Below are 21,023 nucleotides of genomic sequence, written 5' to 3' on the forward strand. Positions count from 1 at the left end.
AAACGTTTGAATCAATTAAAATTAACGATATTCAAATTCACCATAAACGGTTATTTATAACTTTTATTCGTTCTAGCTTTTACTTCTTTCATGGTCTGTAAAATTCGATGATAATTATCTAATCTTGAAAGTGCGATTTTGCCATCTCTTACAGCTTGTTGTAATAAGCAACCTGGCGTATCAAGATGATTACAATCACGGAATTGACATCCACCTAAATAGTCATCGAACTCTTTAAAACCACTAATTACCTGTTCTGGCTCTAGATGCCATAAACCAAATTCACGAATACCTGGTGAATCAATAATATCACCTCCGTTTGGCAAATGATAAAGTCTGGTTGAAGTAGTAGTATGTTGTCCAAGACCGGATAATTCAGAAATATTTCCAGTTATAGCCGATTGCAATTGATGTGGTAATAATAAATTAATAATACTTGATTTACCGACACCTGACTGCCCAACTAAAATGGATATTTTATCCTGCAAGACAGTCTGCAATGCAGCAATTCCTTGGTGATTTTGACAAGAAACATATAAAACTTGATAGCCAATATTTGTGTAAATAGTTAATTGCTTTTCAACTTCTACTCGTTGTTCAGCATTTAATAAATCAATTTTGTTTAAGACAATGATTGGCTCAATATCGGTTACTGCGCAAGCCACTAAATAACGATCAATAATATTAAGTGATAATTCAGGCAAAACCGCTGAAATAATCACTATTTGATCAACATTGGCGGCCACAGGCTTAACTCCGTCATAAAAATCAGGACGAACCAACTCAGAATGCCTTGCATGTACCGCCTCAATAATGCCATTGGTATTGGGCTCCAAACTTTCGCGCCACACGACTTTGTCGCCTGTCACTAACGATGGTAAAGTACGCCGAATACTACAGCGATAAATGTTTTGAGCGTTATCTTCGACATCAGCCGACTTACCAAAACGACTTATTACCACACCATCACGGGGTGATGAAAAATTTGACAGATTTTCATCTTGTTTGGTTTCTAATCGTTGTTGGTGTTTAGCCGCCACGCGTCTTTTTTGATTTTTGGATAGTTGATTTTTTGCCACAGTCACTAATTTTTGCTAAAACAGTTTGACAGTTATGCTACACTACTCGGCATCAAAAAGAAAACTTCTATAACAAATTATGACCACACAATCACAAATTAACAGCAACAATCTTATTTGGATCGATCTTGAAATGACTGGGCTTAATCCAGCAACTGATCGTATTATTGAAATTGCAACTATTGTAACTGATTCTAATTTAAACATTTTAGCTGAAGGCCCTGTTATTGCCATTCATCAATCCGACGATCAATTAGCCTTAATGGATGATTGGAACAAAAATACCCACGGCAAATCTGGTTTAATTGAACGAGTACGCCAAAGTACCGTTAATGAACAACAAGCAGAACAACAAACTATCGAATTTTTAAAACAGTGGGTACCTGCAAACAGCTCACCAATTTGCGGTAACACTATTGGTCAAGACCGTCGTTTTCTATTTAACTATATGCCTAATTTAGAAAGTTATTTTCATTACCGCTATTTAGACGTCAGTACCATAAAAGAATTAGCTAAACGATGGAAACCTGAAATTTTAAAAGGAATTACAAAGCAAAGTACCCATCAAGCGCTTGATGATATTCGTGATTCAATTGCCGAGCTTATTTATTATCGCCAACATTTTTTTAAGCTTAAGAACTAATTGATATGCAATTACTTTATACCATTTTACTCTATCTTATTCAGCCATTGGTATGGATAAGATTACTTTGGCGCAGCCACAAAGCACCAGCATACCGTAAACGTTGGTTTGAACGGTATGGTTTTTGCAAAAATAAAGTGAAAGCAAATGGTATTTTAGTCCATGCGGTATCCGTGGGTGAAACCATTGCCGCTGTTCCACTTATTAGAGCATTGCAGCGACGATATCCCGCTTTACCCATTACCGTTACAACCATGACACCAACAGGCTCTGAGCGAGTTAAATCATTATTAAAAGACAGTGTGAGCCATGTCTATTTACCATATGACCTACCGTGCGCTATCAAACGTTTTTTAAAAATAACCCAACCCAAATTAGTCATTATTATGGAAACCGAACTTTGGCCTAATTTTATTAGCCAATGCCATAAGAACGCTATCCCTTTGATTATTGCTAATGCTCGCTTGTCCGAACGCTCAGCAAATCGTTACAGTAAGCTAGGCACAACCATTAAGCAATTACTAGCAAAAATCAGCATGGTTGCCGCACAAAATAATCAAGATGGTGAACGCTTTACAGCATTAGGTTTACCCAGCGATCATCTAACCGTAACAGGCAGTATTAAGTTCGACATCAATTTAACAACTGAGCAACAACAAAAAATTGCTAACTTAAAACAACAATGGCAATTGAACCGTCCCGTTTTTATTGCAGCTAGTACTCATGATGGTGAAGATGAAATCATCTTAAAAGCATTTAAACAATTATTGTTACAGCATCCTAATTTATTATTAATCCTAGTGCCCCGTCACCCTGAACGTTTTAAAACAGTCGAAAAACTCATTAAAAATAATGAATTTAATTATATAACCCGTAGCTCGAACCAAATTCCAACCGATCAAACACAAGTGGTCTTGGGTGATACCATGGGTGAACTGTTAGAACTTTATAGCATGGCAGATATTGCCTTTGTTGGTGGTAGCTTAGTCGACCATGGTGGACATAATCCTCTAGAACCAGCCTTACATCATATTCCAATTATTAGCGGTCAATATTTTTTCAATTTTAAAATCATCTGCGAACAGTTAATTGCTGCAAACGGAATGATAATTTGTGACAGCACAGCAGAAGCTTTATATTTAGTAGTAAACAACCTATTAAATAATAAAACAGATAGCCAACAAATTGGTGAAAATGCCTACCAAGTATTAAAGCAAAATCAAGGTGCATTAGATCGGCTTCTTGGTATTATAACCCATTATCTTTGTTCAAAATAAGGATTAGCTATGGATAAAAAACAAGGGTTATTACTGGTTAATCTCGGAACGCCAAGCGCTGTCACGCCTGATGCAATAAAACACTATTTAACCGAATTTTTACTAGATAGGCATGTAGTGGATTTGCCTGCTTTTTTTTGGTATCCAATTTTAAAGTATCGAGTGTTACCAAAACGAGTACCTTATATTATTAACCACTATAAAAAAATTTGGATAGATAATTCATCACCATTGATGCATTATAGCCAACAACTGTGTGACAAATTACAACAGGAATTACCTAATATACATTGTCAATTAGCCATGACCTATGGCGAGCCGAATCTTCAATTTGCCTTAAATAAACTGCAATCGTGTAAGAAAATAACGGTATTACCATTATTTCCCCAATATTCGACCACAACAACATTAGCGGTGCTTGATAAACTAAAGACAATTAAATCATCTCAATCAATAACCAATAATATTCATTACATCCGCGATTATGCTGATCATCCAAGTTATATTAATGCTCTATATTTGCAAATTAAACAAGCATTTGAAGAGCAAGGAGAGCCCGAGGTATTAGTACTATCTTATCACGGAATTCCTGAACGTTATATTCATAAACGTAAAGATGATTACATAGAGCGTTGCCAACTAACCACATTATTATTAATTGAGAAATGTGAAGCTAATGGCATTAATATTCCCATTGAAATGGCTTATCAATCTAAATTTGGTAAAGGAAAATGGGTTACGCCAAATACCAGTGATTTTTTGGAAAAGTTAGCACATGATGGCGTTAAATATCTTCATGTTATTTGTCCTGGATTTTCTGTGGATTGTATTGAAACCATTTACGAAATTAACGAAGAAAATCGAGAACTATTTTTACAGGCTGGAGGCAAAAAGTTTCATTATATTCATGCGTTAAATGATTCTAATTTACAAATTGATTTAATTAAAGATCTAATAAATTATACTCAAACGTATAGTTAACCTGAAACTTTTTGACAAAAATAGGGCTAAAAAGGAATTAATTATCGCTTTAGACCTTTAATATTTTGTTTTCAAATGTACGACTGATTAATATTCATAATAAGTCATTATCTGTCGCACACATATGTTATAACCTATGATAGGATTGTCATTATTGAGAATCTGAGCCCTAAGGAGAAAATTAGATGAAAATAATCATCATTGGTGCTCAAGCTGCAGGAGCGAGTGCTGCTGCTAAAGCCAAAAGAATGAACCCTAATGCTACCATTCGTATTTATGAAAAAACTGACATTGTATCGTTTGGAGCTTGTGGTTTACCTTATTTTATCGGTGATCATTTCACTGATGCTAATGAAATGATATCCCGTACACCACAACAATTCCAACAAGATGGTATTGAAATAAAAACACGTCACCAAGTTGTCGCTATTGATAGCATACAAAAAAAACTAACGATTAAAAATATTAATACAGATGAATGTTTTGATGATAATTATGACAAATTATTAATTGCCGTTGGTGCAAGCCCTATCATTCCAAATTTTACAAATTATAAATTGAAAAATATTTTTACTTTACGCGATCTCAATGATGGTTTAGCCATTAAACAAGCATTATCCGATCCAGCAGTAAAAAACGTCATTGTAGTTGGTACAGGCTTTATAGGACTTGAAATTGCCGAGTCATTTGTTGCTTTAAATAAGCAAGTCAAATTAATTCAGTTAGATGATAGAGTACTGGTCGATGCATTCGATGCACAAATTACCGATGTAATTGCAAAGAACATTAAACAACATTGTGATTTACATCTACAAGAACAAGTACAAGGTTTTATAGGAGAACAGCATGTCACTCACGTAATTACCAATAAAGATACTTATCTTGCTGACATGGTTATTATCGCAACTGGAGTAAAACCTAACAGTGAAATTTATCAAAATATTGGTCTTAATATGCTACCAAATGGCGCTATTATTACCGATAGCTATGGACGGACAAACTTTCCAGATATTTATGCAGCAGGTGACTGCGCTGCATTGCAGCATAAAGTCAGCAAAGAGATGGTTTACATTCCTCTTGCCACAGGTGCGAACAAACTGGGCAAGATAGTTGGTGAAAATCTAGGAGGTGGACAGAGTCAATTCCCAGGAACCATCGGTACATCAGCATTTAAAGCGTTTGATATTGAGGCAGGACGAACAGGCTTAACCGAAAAAGAAGCTCAAAAAGCGGGTATTGCTTATAAAACAGTTATTGTTAAGGATAAAAATCACAGTAACTATGTTGCAGGGCAAACTGAGGTAACAGCCAAAGTAATTTATCACGCCGAGACCCGCACCATTTTAGGTGGACAAATTGTAGGTGGTAGTGGCGCTGTTTTACGAGTAAATACGTTAGCAACTGCCATTTGGGCAGAAATAAAAATTGATGAATTAGCAATGATGGACTTTCTTTATGCACCGCCATTTTCAAGACCATGGGACATTTTAAATATTGCAGGTTCAATAGCTAAATAATAATAGTTAAATTGTCATTGTTAATGACAACACCTAAATAATACAAATTATCTTACTTGATACAAAAATCAGTGCATCATAAATTAAGTAAGATTATTAATATGATTTTATTCGATGATTAAATTATCACAATAAAGGGGCAATTATGTCAGATCCCATTTTTCAAGGAACTTTTTTTGAAAAGTTCCTATCTATCACACACTATCAAACTTTAATTGGTATTGGACTACTGCTAGTTTGTTTTTTTGGAGTGATGAAACCGTTACAAGATAAAAAAATTAATTTTTCTCTTCGTATGTTAGTTGGGTTAATACTTGGTGCAGTGCTTGGTTTAGGTATACAAGCTGCAGCAGGATTCCCTGATACATCAAATGTTTGGATGCAAGAGACAGCTACATGGTATGGCCTTTTTGGACGTGCTTTTATTGCCTTTATTCGCATGCTAGTCATTCCTTTGATATTTGTCTCTATTGTTAAAGTCATTATTGATTTTTCTGGTAAAGAAAACCTACCACAAATCGCATTTAGAGGGATATTCTGGTTACTGTTTACCACTGCAATTGCTTGTATAGTTGGTATTGCTTTGGCTAATTTGTTTGAATTAGGAGAAATCAGCTCTACAACTGAGCATCATGCTCAAGCTAAACAATACACTAATATAATTGATACTTTTGTAAACCTTATTCCAAGTAATATCATTGCATCAATGGTTAAAGAAAATATTGTTGGATTAGTTATCTTTTCTGCTCTTATGGGGATTGCTGCCAATCGAATGGAAAAGAAAAATCCACAACCGATTGCTCTGTTTAAAACCTTTATTGAAGCACTTTATAAAATTGTGATGTCAATTGCCATGACCATCATTAAGTATATGCCATATGCAGTCATCGCCCTTCTAGCTAGAACCATTATTTCTAATGGTATACCTGCAATTGTTGAAGTATCAGGTTTTGTTGCAGCCATCTACATTGCCACATTGATCATGTTAATTGTGCATGTTTTAATTGTTATGATTCACGGTATATCACCTGTCATGTTTATTAAAAAAGCAATGGGAACGTGGTTATTAGCTTTTACAAGCCGTTCGTCAGTTGGTACATTACCCATGACTATCTCAACTTTAACAGTACGTATGGGAGTCAATACAGGCACAGCAAATTTGGTCGGTTCACTTGGTAGTACTATGGGTATGAATGGCTGTGCTGGTTTCTTTCCTGCATTACTTGCTGTTATGGTTGCGCATATGGTGGGTATTGATACTAATTTCCAATTTTATATTATGTTGGTAATTGTAGTCGTCATTGGTTCAATTGGTATTGCTGGTATTCCTGGTACAGCAACAGTTGCTGCAACAGTGGTTTTATCTGGTATGGGCATGGCTGAATACTTCCCATTAATTGGTATGGTTCTGGCGGTCGATCCAATCATTGATATGGCACGTACACTAGCCAACGTATCTGGGGCAATGACTGCGGCAGTCGCTACCGATCGCGAAGTGGGACTTATGGATATGAATACTTTCTATGATCCAAATATTTCTCTTGAAAATGAGCAGTCGGATGTTTAATTTAAGTAAAGAATACGCAGAATAAAAAAGGACGTTTAGAGCGTCCTTTTTTATTCAAAAATTAATGTTTAAATTGTTTTTAACCATGCAGTAACATCATCGCCTAAGCTTTTATGACGCATTGCGTATTGTACAAAGGTTTGTACATAACCCAATTTATTACCACAATCATGACTCCGGCCTTTAATACAATATGCATCAACGGAGTCCTCTTTAAGTAACATTGCAATTGCATCCGTGAGTTGAATTTCGCCACCTGCACCTAATGGTGTTTTAGCAAGTAAAGGCCAGATTTTTTCAGATAAAACATAACGCCCAACAACCGATTGATTGGATGGAGCTTCTTCAACTGATGGTTTTTCAACGACACTATACATTTGTGTAACAGCACCAGCAGACAATTCTTGACCATGGCAGTCGACAATCCCATAAGAAGAAACTAACTCTTTCGGTACTGGCTCAACCATAATTTGACTATGCTTGGTCTCATGATAATTATTAATCATTGCCGCTAAATTATCTTTTGTTAGATCGCTTTCATACTCATCAATAATCACATCTGGTAGCACAACCGCGAAAGGTTCATCGCCAACCAAAGGATAAGCACACAATACGGCATGACCAAGTCCTTTGGCTAAACCTTGTCGAACACTCGTTATTGTTACATTTTTAGGTAAAATACTTTGTACTTCTTGTAACAGTTGACGTTTAACACGCGCTTCTAACATTGCTTCTAATTCAAAACTAGTATCGAAGTGGTTTTCAATTGAATTTTTTGATGAGTGGGTAACAAAAATGATCTCAGTAATGCCTGCCGCAATACACTCTTTTACTACATACTGAATAAGTGGTTTATCAACCACAGGTAACATTTCCTTAGGAATGGCTTTAGTAGCAGGTAACATTCGAGTACCAAGACCGGCAACAGGGATAACGGCCTTTTTGACGTTTCCATTCAAAGTTGATTCAAAACTTGATGACATTTTATTTCCTTAAAAAAATTAGCAGATAACACAACTATTATAATAGTCTCTATTATCTCTATGCCATATTAACAATATGTATTTTCAACCCATAATGACATTAACATATAGGGAATCAAAGTACATGTATGAATAATTGCCCTTGTAAAATTTCATATATTACGTTGATTCGATATCAAATTGTAATAAACGATAAAAAAAGCTAAATCTAACATATTAAACGTAGCATTGATAATCTTTACAATATAAAAACAATTCTAAAGAATAATTATCAAAAATTAAATAAGAAAGAGAAATAAATTTTGTTAATAAACTCGATACTATAAATATCAATTCAACCAATAATACTATTAGTTATTTGTCTTTATATAATATCTTATCTATTTATTGATAAATCGTTAGATTCAATTAATGCAGGATTATCCCTATCTTTTGCCAAAGAATCAATAGCAATATAAATAAGCTGGCAGTTTTGCAAAATCGCTTGTCTTACTACAAATTTCGCTTTACGGTCACGAGCTTCTTTTTGCGTGGGACTTATATAGAGATCATCATAGCCATCATCATATAATGTAGCCCTATCAAATAAGGATTGCGCTCGCCAAAATGTTTGTTTAGGATAATCACGACCCTCAATATTACCCGTCAGTTTTCCTTTCATGCCGGCATAACTTGCTGGTAAATGTTTACTTTGTCGACTTTGAGCAATATAAATATGTGGATAACTTAATACATTTGACGGCAAAGGATTTAATACAAATTCCGTATTAATCATACTTGAATAATGACAGTTTTCAACAGTTAAAGGTGCAGTTCGAAAATTTAACGAACCGCACCCAGTAAGTAAAAAAAATATAACTACTATAATATGTCGCATTTTACTTTTTATAATCTATAAATGATTAATATATATTAATCATCCTTATTATAATTTATCACTAACATTTTCAGCCGTTTTCGAAATGGCTTTACCACCAGATTGAACATCTTTGCCTACACCATTAACTGTATTACATCCAACAATGAGAGTTGTCATTGCAATACCGAATACTAGAATTAACATCTTGCGTAACATAAATATTCTCCTTTTTGTGACTTGATTATTTTAATGTAGCAAATGCTTCCGCCACACGATGAATATTATGGTGATTTAAGCCCGCCACACACATTCTTCCACTGCCCACCAAATAAACAGCAAAATTATCTTTTAATTGTGTGACTTGTTGTTTACTAAAACCAGTATAACTAAACATACCACGCTGCTTAACTAAATAATCAAAAGTATGATCTGGCGCTTGTGTTTTTAACAAACTAACTAAAGTAGAACGCATCAATACAATACGATTTCGCATTGATTCAACTTCTTTAACCCAACAGGCTTTCAATTCAGAATTATTTAAAACATAACTGACTAATTGGGCACCATAAGCAGCTGGGCTAGAATAGTTTCGACGAACCGTTGCCTGAAGTTGGCCTAATACACGACGAGCAGCTTCATCATTTTCACACAACACAGATAACCCCCCAACACGTTCCCCATAAAGTGAAAATGTTTTGGAAAACGAGTTACTTATAAAACCACAAAGCCCCACTTCAGCTGCTTTTTTAATTGCGTAACTGTCACTTTCAATACTTTCACCAAATCCTTGATAAGCAATATCCATAAATGGAATGAGATCACGTGTTTGTAATACAGCAATTACTTTATCCCACTGTGATGGTGTTAAATCTGCGCCCGTTGGGTTATGACAACAAGGATGCAGTAATACAATGCTTTTGGCAGGCAATTGTTCCAATGTTTCAAGCATTGAGTCAAATTTAACTCCACATGTTTGTGAATCAAAATAGGGATAGGTATTAACTTTAAAACCTGCGCCACCAAAAATAGCAATATGATTTTCCCATGTTGGATCACTGACCCAGACTTGTGAATTAGGAAAATAACGATATAAAAAATCAGCACCGATTTTTAGTGCACCTGATCCGCCTAATGTTTGTATAGTTGAAATACGTTTATCTTTATAGGCTGAATGTTCTTCACCAAATAGCAATGACTGAATTGCTTGGCAATAAGAGGGTAAACCACTCATTGGTAAATAAAGTTGTGCATCTTGTTGATTATGATAAATATAATCACGAGCAATTTTAATACACTCCAATTGAGGGACAACACTATTTTCATCATAATAATAACCAATACTTAAATTAGTTTTACTTTCACGATGATCATTATTAAATTCAGCAACTAAAGATAAAATTGGATCCCCTGAATAGGACTCTACTTTTTCAAACATATTACAACCTAATTGACACAATAACTCATAACTGTAGATTATTGCATCAACTCAATTGGCAATCAATCACTAAATACAAGTTCAACTGTAAATAATTCAATTGAATTTTCATTAGGAATTTCAATCATTTTTGATAAGAATAATCAACGATATATTAAATGAAAAAATTATTCAATTTAAGTTCAATTTTATACTAAAACGTAGGGTTTACCTGAAACTTTTTGACAAAGATTAGCACTTTTTAGTGCTAATCAAACTAGTTAAAATTATTTAGCCGCAATGACTTCAATTTCAACTTTTGCATCTTTAGGTATACGAGCAACTTGTACACAAGAACGTGCAGGGAATCCGGCATTATTTTCGATAAAAAATGCTTCATAAACCGCATTAACAGCAGCAAAATCATTCATATCAGCTAAAAAAATAGTTGTCTTAACGATATTACTCACTTGATAACCTGCCGATGTGATTATTGCTTTAACATTGGCTAAACTTTGTTTTGCTTGTTCTTTAACACAATCTGGCATTTCACCCGTTTCAGGGACTAAAGGAATCTGCCCTGATGCAAATAGCATATTGCCTAAATCGAGTGCCTGAACATATGGTCCGATTGCTGCTGGGGCTTTTTCGGTTTGAATCACTTTTGCCATATTCAATTTTTCTCCTTTTGTATTTATTCTATCTCTTCATTACTTTTTATAAGTAATACACCTTTGTTTATCTATTTTCATTTGAACAGGAAGATAATTTGGTGTCAAGTCAATACACAATTATGATCATGGGACTTCTTAAAATTTTCTGATATGATAATCAAAATTTTTTTATTTATTGAGAGTTAACATGTTTGAGAATTTAACCGACCGTTTATCACAGACATTTCGCAATATCAGTGGTCGTGGGCGACTGTCTGAAGATAATATTAAAGAAGCACTGCGCGATGTCCGAATGGCTCTACTTGAAGCCGATGTTGCGCTACCTGTTGTTCGTGAATTTATTAATCAAGTTAAAGAAAAAGCTGTAGGTTTAGATGTCAATAAAAGCCTAACACCAGGCCAAGAGTTTATTAAAATAGTTCAAGCCGAACTGACGGCTGCAATGGGAGAAGTTAACAGTTCACTCAATTTAGCAACCCAGCCACCCGCAGTAATCTTAATGGCTGGTTTACAAGGTGCAGGTAAAACCACCAGTGTTGCAAAACTGGCCAAATTCTTAAAAGAAAAACAGAAGAAAAAAGTACTGGTTGTATCTGCCGATGTTTATCGACCAGCGGCAATTAAGCAGTTAGAAACACTAGCTAAAGCCATTGATGTCGAATTTTTTCCATCTGATGTTAATGAAAAACCAGTTAATATTGTAAATAAAGCCATTTCACACGCTAAACTACAATTTTTTGACGTACTTATTGTCGATACCGCAGGTCGTTTACATGTCGATAATGACATGATGGACGAAATCAAGGCTCTTCATCAAGCAATAAACCCAATTGAAACCCTGTTTGTTGTGGATGCCATGACCGGACAAGATGCAGCCAATACCGCGAAAGCTTTCAATGATGCATTACCACTCACTGGTGTGATTTTAACTAAAGTTGATGGGGATGCTCGTGGTGGTGCAGCGCTTTCTATTCGCAATATTACTGGCAAACCAATTAAATTTTTGGGGATGGGTGAAAAGACCGATGCTTTAGAACCATTCTATCCTGATCGTATTGCCTCTCGTATTTTGGGTATGGGTGATGTTATTTCGTTAATTGAAGAATTACAAAGTAATGTCGATCGCGAGAAAGCAGAAAAAATCGCCAAAAAATTGAAAAAAGGCGATAAATTTGATTTTAATGATTTTCAAGATCAACTTAAACAGATGCGCAATATGGGCGGTATGGGTGCAATGCTGGCAAAATTACCTGGTGTAGGTCAACTGCCGGATCATATCAAAGCACAAATGGATGATAAAATCACTATCAAAATGGAAGCAATTATTGGCTCAATGACGCTCAAAGAGCGTGCAAATCCTGAAATCATTAAAGGTTCACGTAAGCGTCGAATTGCAATGGGTTCAGGAACCCAAGTACAAGATGTGAATAAACTCTTAAAACAGTTTGACGATATGCAAAAAATGATGAAGAAAATGAAAGGTGGTGGCATGATGAAGATGATGCGCCAGATGAAAGGTTTAATGGGCGGTGGAATGGGATTCCCTCCACGTTAAATCTACGCTTAATTTCTTCCTTGTAAAAGGGTCATAATTGAACATTAGACTATCAAAAAAATCGCGCCTTCAACAGCGCGATAATTTTTTTTAATTACCTGATTTAACCGATTCAATCTTTGTTGGGCGATTCATGGTGAGTACGGTACCTATTGATGAAACAATAATAAACACAATTGCTAACCACTGATAACTCGATAATTGTTCGTGCAACACAATTAAACCAGAAAGCGCAGCAAAAACGGGTGATAAACTCATTAAAGTACTAAATGTTTGCGCAGGCAATTTTGGTAGAGCAATCATATCTAATCCATAAGGAATAGCTGAGGCCAATAAAGAGACAACAAACACCAAAGGGAGCAGATCTAACGAAAACATAGCACTACCACTTTGCCATACACCAATTGGAAATAAAAAGCACGAAGCAATTACCGACCCAATAGCGACGCTTGAAGATCCATAAATAGCACCAGCTTTACGCCCAAATAAAATGTAACATGCCCAACAACTGCCTGCTAATAAAGCAAATAAAATACCGACAGGATCTAAATTCCCTGACGCTTGATGAATAGGCAGTAACATAGCTAATCCGATCACGGCAATACCTAGCCAAATAAAATCAAACAATTGACGTGATGAACACATGGCTACCATTATTGGTCCTGTCAATTCGATAGCTACAGCAATGCCTAAAGGAATTCTAGCGATAGCACTATAAAAAGCTAAATTCATACAACCAATTGAAATACCGTATAAAAATATAAATTTTAATGCCGGTTTAGGTATTGGTTTTCGCCAAGGTTTAAAAATGATAATTAAAATTATAGCCGAAAAACACAATCGCCAAGCGGTCATACCTTCAGGTCCTAACACTGGAAAAAGATATTTGGCGATTGAAGCACTACCTTGAATGGAGATCATCGAAACAAAAATCAAAAAAACCGGCCAAGATCTTTTAAACATAAAAATACCTTACTTTAATATATTGAACTTATTGTCTATTTAATTAATGCCAAAAAGTTTGAGATAAACGATACATTTGAGTATAAAATAGACGCTTAAATAACTTACTTAACATTTACCGATTAATTAATTTTCTCTTTTTACTGACAATAAGGCTAGATCTTGTAATGCTTGTTTATAAGGTGAGTCAGGTAAAATAGCAATAACATCCGATGCTTTACGGGCTTCCGCCTGAGCAGCTTGCAAGGTAAACTCAAGTGAACCACATTCATCCATAATATGTAAAATGCGATTTAATAAATGTCGACCATTGCCTTGTTCTATAGCTCGACGAATTAATGCAGCATCCTCAGCATTTTTAGTGTGATGCATGGCGTGTAGGAGCGGTAAGGTTGGCTTGCCTTCATTAAGATCATCTCCTAAATTTTTTCCTAATTTTTGATTATTATCGGCATTGTAATCCAATAGGTCATCAATAATTTGAAAGGCTGTACCTAAATATTTACCGTACTCTTGTAAGGCAAACTCTTGCTGTTCATTTGCACCAGCTAACACCGCAGCAGAATGCGAAGTTGCCTCAAATAAACGTGCTGTTTTGCGATAAATAACTTCTAAATATTGTTCTTTGGTAATATCAGGATCATTACAATTAATTAATTGCTGTACTTCCCCTTCAGCAATAACATTAGTTGCTGCCGACATGATAGTCAAAACCTTAAACGATTCTGTACGCACCATCATTTGAAAAGAACGTGTATAAATATAATCACCGACTAATACACTAGCAGCATTCCCAAATAAAGCATTCGCGGTCGATTTACCACGCCTTAAATCAGACTCGTCTACTACATCATCATGCAATAAGGTGGCGGTATGAATAAATTCAATAAAAGCAGCCGTAATAATATGTTTGTCACCTTGATAATTAAGTGCTTTAGCAATTAATAAAGCAATAACAGGACGAATACGCTTTCCTCCACTGCTAATAATATAATTGCCCAACTGATTAATCAAAGCCACATCTGAACTTAGTTCAGCTTGTATAGCTTGGTTCACTTTAACTAAATCATCTTTTACCAGATCGAGTATTTGATTCATTGATGGATTATTCATCAGTTTAACCGCTAGAAATAATAGATATTAATCACGCTATTATCTGATAAATATTTTTATGCAACAAGAGTTGCGGATCATATTTTAAAAAAAACTACAAATGATAAGCATTTTCATTTAAAATACCCACCTTAAGTTAGAAATGTTTATTAGTATGAAGATTAACTTTGATATAGATATCAGTGATGAAAAGATCCCTCAATCCATTGCTAAGAAAGAGGAAAGAGGTGTTTATTTATATGCATTTATTGCTGTAATGTCACATTTGTGTATACTTACTTTATTGTTTTGCTCTACGCTATTTGTAAAAGACATCGTTGCAGATGAGGGCGATAATTCAATTAAAGCCATAATGATTGATTTTTCTCTTGCTGCTCCCGAACAATCATTAGTTGAAAATACACCTGATATTCAAGGTGCTCAAGACAGTGAAATTATTGATAACAAACCAATTGAAGAGACACCAATTGTTGAACCTGAACCTATTGAAGAAACAATACCTGACAAACCTGCGGTAATAACTAAAAAAGATATTGTTGTAAAACAAAAAGATAAGCCTAAGAAAAAGCCTCGCCCTGTACAAAAAGCATCACGTCAACAAGTAAGGCAAGAAGTCATTGCTGAAAATATCTCTAATACTTCTGTTGCCCCACAAATATCTGATAGTCGTCGATACTCAGGTAATCCTTCACCGATTAGTCGCAACCAACCCGAGTATCCTCGCCGAGCACTTGATATGCGGTTAGAAGGTTACGTGATAGCACTGTTTGATATAAACAGTAATGGACGTATTGAAAATATTCGGATTATAGAAGCAAAACCCAATAATATCTTTAATCGTTCAGTAATTAGTGCAATGAAAATGTGGAAGTATCAACCTATTGCAGCGAAAGATCAGAAAATAAAAATTATCTTTAATCGAGATAAATCCATTAGTTTGGACTAATTATTCGCATAATCGTTTTAAGTGACAACAACAAAGCCATAACCTATATCTCGAAAGTTATGGCAATAGTTATCTATACTCTACAACTGATTGACCATCAATTGTTCAATTTGTTCAGGCTCTTTGGGAACATCCGCGGTCAAAACTTCATTACCAGATTCGGTAATTAAAATATTATCCTCAATACGAATGCCAATACCTTTATAGCGATCTGGTACATCAGCATCTTTATTAATATACAATCCTGGCTCGACAGTTAACACCATTCCAGGTTCTAAAATTCGATCTCGTCCACTACCAACATCATGCACATCAATGCCAAGCCAATGCCCTAAACCATGCATATAAAACGCCAAATAGGCTTTATTAGCAATTAGAGTGTCTACATCACCTTGCATAATGCCTAACTTAACTAAACCTATCACCATCGTTCGTACGACTTGGTCATTAACGTCTTTAATGGATGTGCCAGGTTTGAGAAGATGAATTGCTTGATATTGAGAAGCCAAAACGATATCATAAATCTCACGTTGTTCTTGGTTAAATTTGCCATTAATTGGCAATGTTCGAGTAATATCTCCTGCGTAGTATTGATACTCACACCCCGCATCTATCAAAACCAAATCGCCATCTTTCAATTGCTCACTATTATTTTCATAATGCAAAATACAACCATTATTGCCACCACCAACAATGGTGTTATAAGATGGAAAGCGTGCACCGTGCCAAGCAAATTCGTGTAAAATTTCGGCTTCTAATTGATATTCATACATTGAAGGCGCACATTTTTGCATTGCTCTAACATGTGCCACTGCACTAATTTTACAAGCCTTACGTAATAGTTGCATCTCAAAATCCGACTTAAACATCCGCATCTCATGCACGATTGGTCGCCAATCAATGATAGAGCTTGGCGCCACTAAATTTAATCTACCCCCTTGTCTTAAAGTCGCCTGTACTTGGTTAACAATTTTATCGGCATATTGATAAAGTTGATCAGCATGATAAATTGCAGTTTTACCATTTAATAAATCGGGCAATATGGTATCAATTTCATCAAAAAGATAAGCTTCATCAACGAAAATTGATGCCAATGCAGCTTGCTGACCTAAACGATATCCCGTCCATGTCTCTGCCAAAGGATCCTTTTTTCGATTGAATAATACATACCGCGCACTATTATCTTGTTGTTTAATCACAGCCAACACTGACTCTGGCTCAGCAAAATGGGTAAAATACCAAAAATCACTATTTTGTCGATATGGATAATGAGTATCGTTACTTCGTGTTACTTCAGGAGCAGCGAAAAAAAGAGCAACACTATTGGGCACCATCTGCGCAAGCAACTTTTCACGACGCAAAATAATTTCTGTTTTAATATCTGTTTTCATCATTATGACGACCTTAATTAAGATTAATTACTAGTTAATCTTAATGAATTGTTGGTGTTATTTCAGTTTCATTGAATTCGTCAAAACATAACATTGATGTTATACGTACATATTCTTTAATTTCTTCAAACGCAAACTCAAGTTCTTGTTGATCTTCTTGCTCATCATAGCCCAAATTAACAATTTGACGTAAATCATAAATAGCTTCTCCCACATCACCTTTAATCCGATTAATTTTGGGTTGTACCAGCCCTATACCAAGTAAAAAATGATTTACCCAACCAACTAAATCATCAATTTGTGCATACAAATCTTTGTCACTAAGAAATAATTGAAATTCAAAATCTTCATCTAAGAGTTGTTGCTTAGTTAACTGATAAAGTTTAGTAATTTGTTCATTCAGAGGTGCAACAACAGTTTGACCATTATTTAACATATCTTCAACTAAAGGACGCCAACTCTCATCATGGTTACCTCCAGCTAAAATACCTACGATAAAACCATGCAACTCAGCTGCTGTAATCCCTACTTTATATTGGACTAATTGACGATTAAGTTCGTCATAATTAATAGTTTCCGCCATTACGCCACCTTGATGTTGTCATATCAAAAAATGCATTTCTGCACTTTCCACAATTTTAGTATATAATTCTAAGCTTGCTATAAATAATAAACAGGTTACTGAGCTTTATAAAGGAATTATTTTGAAGTTATTAAGAATAATGGTGAAATTGCCTCTACTACTATCTTTTTATGCAGTTTTAGCTATATCATTAGCCGCTTGTGGTACATTAGTTTCAAATAATGGCGTGATTATCCTTAATGTGCAAGATAAGATACACACTTATGTAACCGGTCAAAATTTACCTAAAACTTATAAATTAGGTAATGGCGAGCAAGAACTGCAACGATTTGAAACATTCTGTCGTAAAGAAATTAGAGCTTCACAACTTGATGGTAGTGAAGAAGTCGTTTTTGAGAATATCAAACATGGTATTAATGGGCAGGTAGAATTTAGAAAATGTAGTGATAAAATCACTCGAATTTACCGATACTGATAAAATCTAGCTATCTCTATAAATTATGGCTAATAATATTCAATGAATGTCAAAGATCTATGAAATCTTACTAGCCTTTCATGCAGTTTTTATTTATATTGGTTGCTGAAAAGAAAATATTTTTAGGAGCAAAAATAATATGTATAAACAAGATGTAACAATTACGGCATCAAATGGTCTTCATACCCGTCCAGCGGCGCAATTTGTCAAAGAAGCCAAAAATTTTAATGCTGAAATTACCGTTACTTCAAATGGTAAAAGTGCAAGTGCCAAAAGCTTATTTAAATTACAAACTTTAGGTTTAACACAAGGAACAACAATTACTATTTCAGCCGAAGGCGAAGATGAAAAAGAAGCAGTACAACATCTTGTAAAACTAATTCCAGAATTAGAATAATAACTCCAAATTAGCTATGAACAGTTTTAAAATTGAATAAGGATTAAATTTATGGTATCAGGTATACTTGTTTCCCCCGGTATCGCTTTTGCAAAAGCGCTATTATTAAAAGAAGAGCCTATTGTTATTAGTAATAGACAAATTCTTGATAACAAAATTGACGCTGAAATTGAACGCTTCAAAGAAGCTCGAGAAAAATCAAGTGAGCAATTACATGCAATCATGGAGCGAGCAAAATCTACATTAGGCGAAGATAAAGCAGCAATATTTGAAGGTCATATCATGCTTCTTGAAGATGAAGATCTTGAACAAGAAGTTATTTCACGTATTCAAACTAAACATTCTACCGCTGATGCCGCAGTTCAATCCGTTTTTGAAACTCAAGCTAAAGAACTGGAAAATTTAGATGATGAATATTTAAAAGAACGTGCAGCAGATATTCGCGACATCGGTAAACGCTTACTTAAAAATATCTTAGGTATTGAAATTGTTGATTTAAGTGCTATTAGCCAACCATGTATTTTAGTTGCGACAGATTTAACACCATCTGAAACCGCTCAATTAAATTTAGACATGGTATTAGGTTTTATTACTGATGCTGGTGGACGAACATCACATACATCAATTATGGCTCGTTCATTAGAAATTCCAGCCATTGTAGGCACATCTAACGCAACCCAAGAAATCAAACAAGGTGATTTTGTTATTTTAGATGCAATTAATAATGCTATTTATATCAATCCAGATCACACTACCCAAGAAAAATTAAAACAAGTTCAAGCAAAATTTATTAGCGATAAAGAAGAACTTTCAAAATTGAAAGACTTGCCAGCTGTAACGCTTGACGGACATCAAGTCGAAATTTGTGGCAACATAGGTACTGTGCGTGATATTGCTGGTGCAGAACGCAACGGTTATGAAGGTGTTGGTTTATACCGTACCGAATTCTTATTTATGGATCGCGATGCTTATCCTGATGAAGAAGAACAATTTAAAGCTTACAAAGAAGTGGCTGAATCAACTCATGGTTTATCCGTAATTGTACGCACAATGGATATTGGTGGCGATAAAGATGTACCTTATATGCATTTACCAAAAGAAGAGAATCCATTTTTAGGCTGGCGTGCAATTCGTATTTGTTTAGATCGTAAAGAAGTACTTCATGCCCAATTACGTGCAATCTTACGTGCATCTGCATTCGGTAAATTACGTATTATGTTCCCAATGATTATTTCAGTGGAAGAAATTCGCATATTAAAATCTGAAATCAATATTCTTAAAGAACAATTAACGACTGAAGGCAAAGCTTTTGATAAAAATATCGAAATTGGTGTAATGATTGAGACCCCTGCAGCAGCAGTGATTGCGCATCACTTAGCCAAAGAAGTAGATTTCTTTAGTATCGGAACGAATGACTTAACTCAATATACACTTGCTGTTGACCGTGGTAATGAATTGATTTCTCATCTTTACAACCCATTATCACCTTCTGTATTAACATTGATTAAAAATGTTATTGATGCATCGCATAAAGAAGGTAAATGGACTGGAATGTGTGGTGAGCTTGCTGGTGATGAACGCGCAACAATTTTATTATTAGGTATGGGGCTTGATGAATTTAGTATGAGTGCGGTATCAATTCCAAAAATTAAGAAATTGATTCGCAATACTAATTTTGAAGAGGCGAAAAAGTTTGCTGATACAGTATTACAAAAAGCTACAGCCAAAGAAATTATTGACTTAATTGAAAATTATACCGCTGAAAAGCAAATTTGTTAGGAGACAATGATGGGTCTATTCGATAAAATCAAGCAATTAGTATCCGATGATAATAAAAATAGCATCGAAATTATTGCACCTTTAAGTGGCGAAATAGTCAAAATCGAAGATGTACCAGATGTGGTTTTTGCTGAAAAAATCGTTGGTGATGGTGTTGCAATTAAACCTTCTGGTAATAAAATTGTTGCACCTTTAAACGGTAAAATTGGCAAAATCTTCGAAACCAATCACGCTTTTGCAATTGAGTCAGATGAAGGAATTGAACTTTTTGTTCACTTTGGTATCGACACAGTAGAGTTAAAAGGTGAAGGCTTTAAGCGAATTGCTGAAGAAGGTCAACAAGTAAAAGTAGGCGATACGATCATTGAAATCGATCTGCCATTACTTGAAAGTAAAGCGAAATCAGTGTTAACACCAGTGGTTATTTCTAATATGGAAACAGTGGTAGAATTAACTAAACTTTCTGGTTCTGTTGAAGCAGGTAAAACACCGATAATGCGTGTGAAAAAATAATTTTTTCATTTAAGCTAATCATAAAAAAACCTTCAGTCTAATGAAGTGACCCCCAATAGTTGGACAACCAATTACAGGGGGGCTTTTTATGTCAAAATATAGTCGAGATTTAAAAATTATCATAGCTAATAAATTCTTATCAGGAGAATCATCGGAAATTCTTTCAAAAAAATATGCGATATCTTCTCGTCAGATTTGATATTGGTCCCAAGTGGTTGCAATTCATGGTGATAACTCCTTTCAACCAACCCCTCATTTACGTCATGCCGAAGCAAGATTACAAGCACTAAAATTAATGTGGACAAATAATTGGT

At 35.0% G+C, this 21,023-nt stretch carries 21 protein-coding genes; 11 read left to right on the forward strand and 10 right to left on the reverse strand.

All coding sequences use genetic code 11. The annotated features are described in order from the left end of the window. Positions 1–50: 50 nt before the first annotated feature. On the reverse strand, positions 51–1,079 hold the full coding sequence (gene rsgA / locus H3S88_RS10915; RefSeq protein ID WP_198228844.1) for a small ribosomal subunit biogenesis GTPase RsgA: 1,029 nt from the start codon (positions 1,077–1,079) through the stop codon (positions 51–53). Between the two features lie 79 nt (positions 1,080–1,158). On the opposite strand from rsgA, the gene orn reads away from it, so the two are divergent. The 5 genes from orn (at position 1,159) to H3S88_RS10940 (ending at position 7,064) form a co-directional block, all read left to right on the forward strand. Continuing rightward, positions 1,159–1,722 (forward strand): oligoribonuclease, encoded by a 564-nt coding sequence (orn, locus tag H3S88_RS10920; protein ID WP_039127389.1) that lies wholly within the window; start codon positions 1,159–1,161, stop codon positions 1,720–1,722. Between the two features lie 5 nt (positions 1,723–1,727). Continuing rightward, complete coding sequence (waaA, locus tag H3S88_RS10925) at positions 1,728–2,999, forward strand: lipid IV(A) 3-deoxy-D-manno-octulosonic acid transferase (RefSeq protein ID WP_198228843.1); 1,272 nt, start codon at positions 1,728–1,730, stop codon at positions 2,997–2,999. Between the two features lie 9 nt (positions 3,000–3,008). Next, positions 3,009–3,980, forward strand: a complete 972-nt coding sequence (hemH, locus tag H3S88_RS10930) for a ferrochelatase (protein ID WP_198228842.1) — start codon at positions 3,009–3,011, stop codon at positions 3,978–3,980. Between the two features lie 185 nt (positions 3,981–4,165). After that, a complete protein-coding gene (locus H3S88_RS10935; RefSeq protein ID WP_198228841.1) occupies positions 4,166–5,497 on the forward strand; it encodes a CoA-disulfide reductase in 1,332 nt (443 codons plus the stop codon). Positions 5,498–5,642: 145 nt separating this feature from the next. After that, entirely contained in the window at positions 5,643–7,064 is a 1,422-nt protein-coding gene (locus H3S88_RS10940) for a cation:dicarboxylate symporter family transporter (protein WP_198228840.1), read from the forward strand. Between the two features lie 68 nt (positions 7,065–7,132). Here H3S88_RS10940 and galU read toward each other — a convergent pair whose 3' ends face one another. The 5 genes from galU to H3S88_RS10965 form a co-directional block, all read right to left on the reverse strand. Beyond that, complete coding sequence (gene galU / locus H3S88_RS10945) at positions 7,133–8,047, reverse strand: UTP--glucose-1-phosphate uridylyltransferase GalU (protein ID WP_198228839.1); 915 nt, start codon at positions 8,045–8,047, stop codon at positions 7,133–7,135. A 376-nt stretch (positions 8,048–8,423) separates the two neighbouring features. After that, on the reverse strand, positions 8,424–8,924 hold the full coding sequence (locus H3S88_RS10950) for a hypothetical protein (RefSeq protein WP_198228838.1): 501 nt from the start codon (positions 8,922–8,924) through the stop codon (positions 8,424–8,426). A 48-nt stretch (positions 8,925–8,972) separates the two neighbouring features. Continuing rightward, positions 8,973–9,122 carry an entericidin A/B family lipoprotein gene (locus H3S88_RS10955; protein WP_081301693.1) on the reverse strand — a complete coding sequence of 50 codons (150 nt, stop codon included), beginning with the start codon at positions 9,120–9,122 and terminating at the stop codon, positions 8,973–8,975. A 25-nt stretch (positions 9,123–9,147) separates the two neighbouring features. Continuing rightward, on the reverse strand, positions 9,148–10,341 hold the full coding sequence (locus H3S88_RS10960) for an amino acid aminotransferase (RefSeq protein ID WP_198228837.1): 1,194 nt from the start codon (positions 10,339–10,341) through the stop codon (positions 9,148–9,150). Between the two features lie 266 nt (positions 10,342–10,607). Further along, a complete protein-coding gene (locus H3S88_RS10965) occupies positions 10,608–10,991 on the reverse strand; it encodes a RidA family protein (protein ID WP_198228836.1) in 384 nt (127 codons plus the stop codon). A 190-nt stretch (positions 10,992–11,181) separates the two neighbouring features. On the opposite strand from H3S88_RS10965, the gene ffh reads away from it, so the two are divergent. Beyond that, positions 11,182–12,549, forward strand: a complete 1,368-nt coding sequence (ffh, locus tag H3S88_RS10970; RefSeq protein ID WP_198228835.1) for a signal recognition particle protein — start codon at positions 11,182–11,184, stop codon at positions 12,547–12,549. 90 nt (positions 12,550–12,639) lie between these two features. Here ffh and H3S88_RS10975 read toward each other — a convergent pair whose 3' ends face one another. After that, positions 12,640–13,512 (reverse strand): EamA family transporter, encoded by an 873-nt coding sequence (locus H3S88_RS10975; protein WP_198228834.1) that lies wholly within the window; start codon positions 13,510–13,512, stop codon positions 12,640–12,642. Between the two features lie 126 nt (positions 13,513–13,638). After that, positions 13,639–14,625 (reverse strand): octaprenyl diphosphate synthase, encoded by a 987-nt coding sequence (gene ispB, locus H3S88_RS10980; RefSeq protein ID WP_232352578.1) that lies wholly within the window; start codon positions 14,623–14,625, stop codon positions 13,639–13,641. 154 nt (positions 14,626–14,779) lie between these two features. Between ispB and H3S88_RS10985 the strand changes: the two genes are divergently transcribed. Further along, positions 14,780–15,571 carry a TonB family protein gene (locus tag H3S88_RS10985; protein WP_198228833.1) on the forward strand — a complete coding sequence of 264 codons (792 nt, stop codon included), beginning with the start codon at positions 14,780–14,782 and terminating at the stop codon, positions 15,569–15,571. An 80-nt stretch (positions 15,572–15,651) separates the two neighbouring features. Here the strand turns inward: H3S88_RS10985 and pepP are convergent, their stop codons facing one another. Together pepP and H3S88_RS10995 are read right to left on the reverse strand one after the other, a co-directional pair. Continuing rightward, entirely contained in the window at positions 15,652–16,962 is a 1,311-nt protein-coding gene (gene pepP / locus H3S88_RS10990) for a Xaa-Pro aminopeptidase (RefSeq protein ID WP_198228866.1), read from the reverse strand. Between the two features lie 40 nt (positions 16,963–17,002). Next, positions 17,003–17,545 carry a UPF0149 family protein gene (locus H3S88_RS10995; RefSeq protein ID WP_086326318.1) on the reverse strand — a complete coding sequence of 181 codons (543 nt, stop codon included), beginning with the start codon at positions 17,543–17,545 and terminating at the stop codon, positions 17,003–17,005. A 121-nt stretch (positions 17,546–17,666) separates the two neighbouring features. On the opposite strand from H3S88_RS10995, the gene H3S88_RS11000 reads away from it, so the two are divergent. The 4 genes from H3S88_RS11000 (at position 17,667) to crr (ending at position 20,709) form a co-directional block, all read left to right on the forward strand. Beyond that, positions 17,667–18,020: a hypothetical protein gene (locus H3S88_RS11000; RefSeq protein ID WP_198228832.1), complete on the forward strand. Its 354-nt coding sequence runs from the start codon at positions 17,667–17,669 to the stop codon at positions 18,018–18,020. Positions 18,021–18,159: 139 nt separating this feature from the next. Then, a complete protein-coding gene (ptsH, locus tag H3S88_RS11005) occupies positions 18,160–18,417 on the forward strand; it encodes a phosphocarrier protein Hpr (RefSeq protein WP_025316545.1) in 258 nt (85 codons plus the stop codon). A gap of 51 nt (positions 18,418–18,468) precedes the next feature. Further along, positions 18,469–20,196 carry a phosphoenolpyruvate-protein phosphotransferase PtsI gene (ptsI, locus tag H3S88_RS11010; protein ID WP_232352580.1) on the forward strand — a complete coding sequence of 576 codons (1,728 nt, stop codon included), beginning with the start codon at positions 18,469–18,471 and terminating at the stop codon, positions 20,194–20,196. A gap of 9 nt (positions 20,197–20,205) precedes the next feature. Next, the gene (gene crr, locus H3S88_RS11015) at positions 20,206–20,709 is read left to right on the forward strand and encodes a PTS glucose transporter subunit IIA (protein ID WP_025316547.1); all 504 of its coding nucleotides are present in this window, start codon (positions 20,206–20,208) and stop codon (positions 20,707–20,709) included. Positions 20,710–21,023: the final 314 nt, after the last annotated feature.

The organism is Gilliamella sp. B14448G11, assembly GCF_016101765.1.
Lineage (GTDB): Bacteria > Pseudomonadota > Gammaproteobacteria > Enterobacterales > Orbaceae > Gilliamella > Gilliamella apicola_N.

Coding starts and splice junctions, on each gene's coding strand:
- pepP (WP_198228866.1), bottom strand. CDS start 16,962: ATGAAAACAGATATTAAAACAGAAATTATTTTGCGTCGTGAAAAGTTG.
- H3S88_RS10950 (WP_198228838.1), bottom strand. CDS start 8,924: ATGCGACATATTATAGTAGTTATATTTTTTTTACTTACTGGGTGCGGT.
- ptsH (WP_025316545.1), top strand. CDS start 18,160: ATGTATAAACAAGATGTAACAATTACGGCATCAAATGGTCTTCATACC.
- H3S88_RS10985 (WP_198228833.1), top strand. CDS start 14,780: ATGAAGATTAACTTTGATATAGATATCAGTGATGAAAAGATCCCTCAA.
- ffh (WP_198228835.1), top strand. CDS start 11,182: ATGTTTGAGAATTTAACCGACCGTTTATCACAGACATTTCGCAATATC.
- H3S88_RS10955 (WP_081301693.1), bottom strand. CDS start 9,122: ATGTTACGCAAGATGTTAATTCTAGTATTCGGTATTGCAATGACAACT.
- H3S88_RS10965 (WP_198228836.1), bottom strand. CDS start 10,991: ATGGCAAAAGTGATTCAAACCGAAAAAGCCCCAGCAGCAATCGGACCA.
- ptsI (WP_232352580.1), top strand. CDS start 18,469: ATGGTATCAGGTATACTTGTTTCCCCCGGTATCGCTTTTGCAAAAGCG.
- H3S88_RS10940 (WP_198228840.1), top strand. CDS start 5,643: ATGTCAGATCCCATTTTTCAAGGAACTTTTTTTGAAAAGTTCCTATCT.
- H3S88_RS10975 (WP_198228834.1), bottom strand. CDS start 13,512: ATGTTTAAAAGATCTTGGCCGGTTTTTTTGATTTTTGTTTCGATGATC.
- crr (WP_025316547.1), top strand. CDS start 20,206: ATGGGTCTATTCGATAAAATCAAGCAATTAGTATCCGATGATAATAAA.
- galU (WP_198228839.1), bottom strand. CDS start 8,047: ATGTCATCAAGTTTTGAATCAACTTTGAATGGAAACGTCAAAAAGGCC.
- H3S88_RS10995 (WP_086326318.1), bottom strand. CDS start 17,545: ATGGCGGAAACTATTAATTATGACGAACTTAATCGTCAATTAGTCCAA.
- waaA (WP_198228843.1), top strand. CDS start 1,728: ATGCAATTACTTTATACCATTTTACTCTATCTTATTCAGCCATTGGTA.
- H3S88_RS10935 (WP_198228841.1), top strand. CDS start 4,166: ATGAAAATAATCATCATTGGTGCTCAAGCTGCAGGAGCGAGTGCTGCT.
- orn (WP_039127389.1), top strand. CDS start 1,159: ATGACCACACAATCACAAATTAACAGCAACAATCTTATTTGGATCGAT.
- ispB (WP_232352578.1), bottom strand. CDS start 14,625: ATGAATAATCCATCAATGAATCAAATACTCGATCTGGTAAAAGATGAT.
- H3S88_RS10960 (WP_198228837.1), bottom strand. CDS start 10,341: ATGTTTGAAAAAGTAGAGTCCTATTCAGGGGATCCAATTTTATCTTTA.
- hemH (WP_198228842.1), top strand. CDS start 3,009: ATGGATAAAAAACAAGGGTTATTACTGGTTAATCTCGGAACGCCAAGC.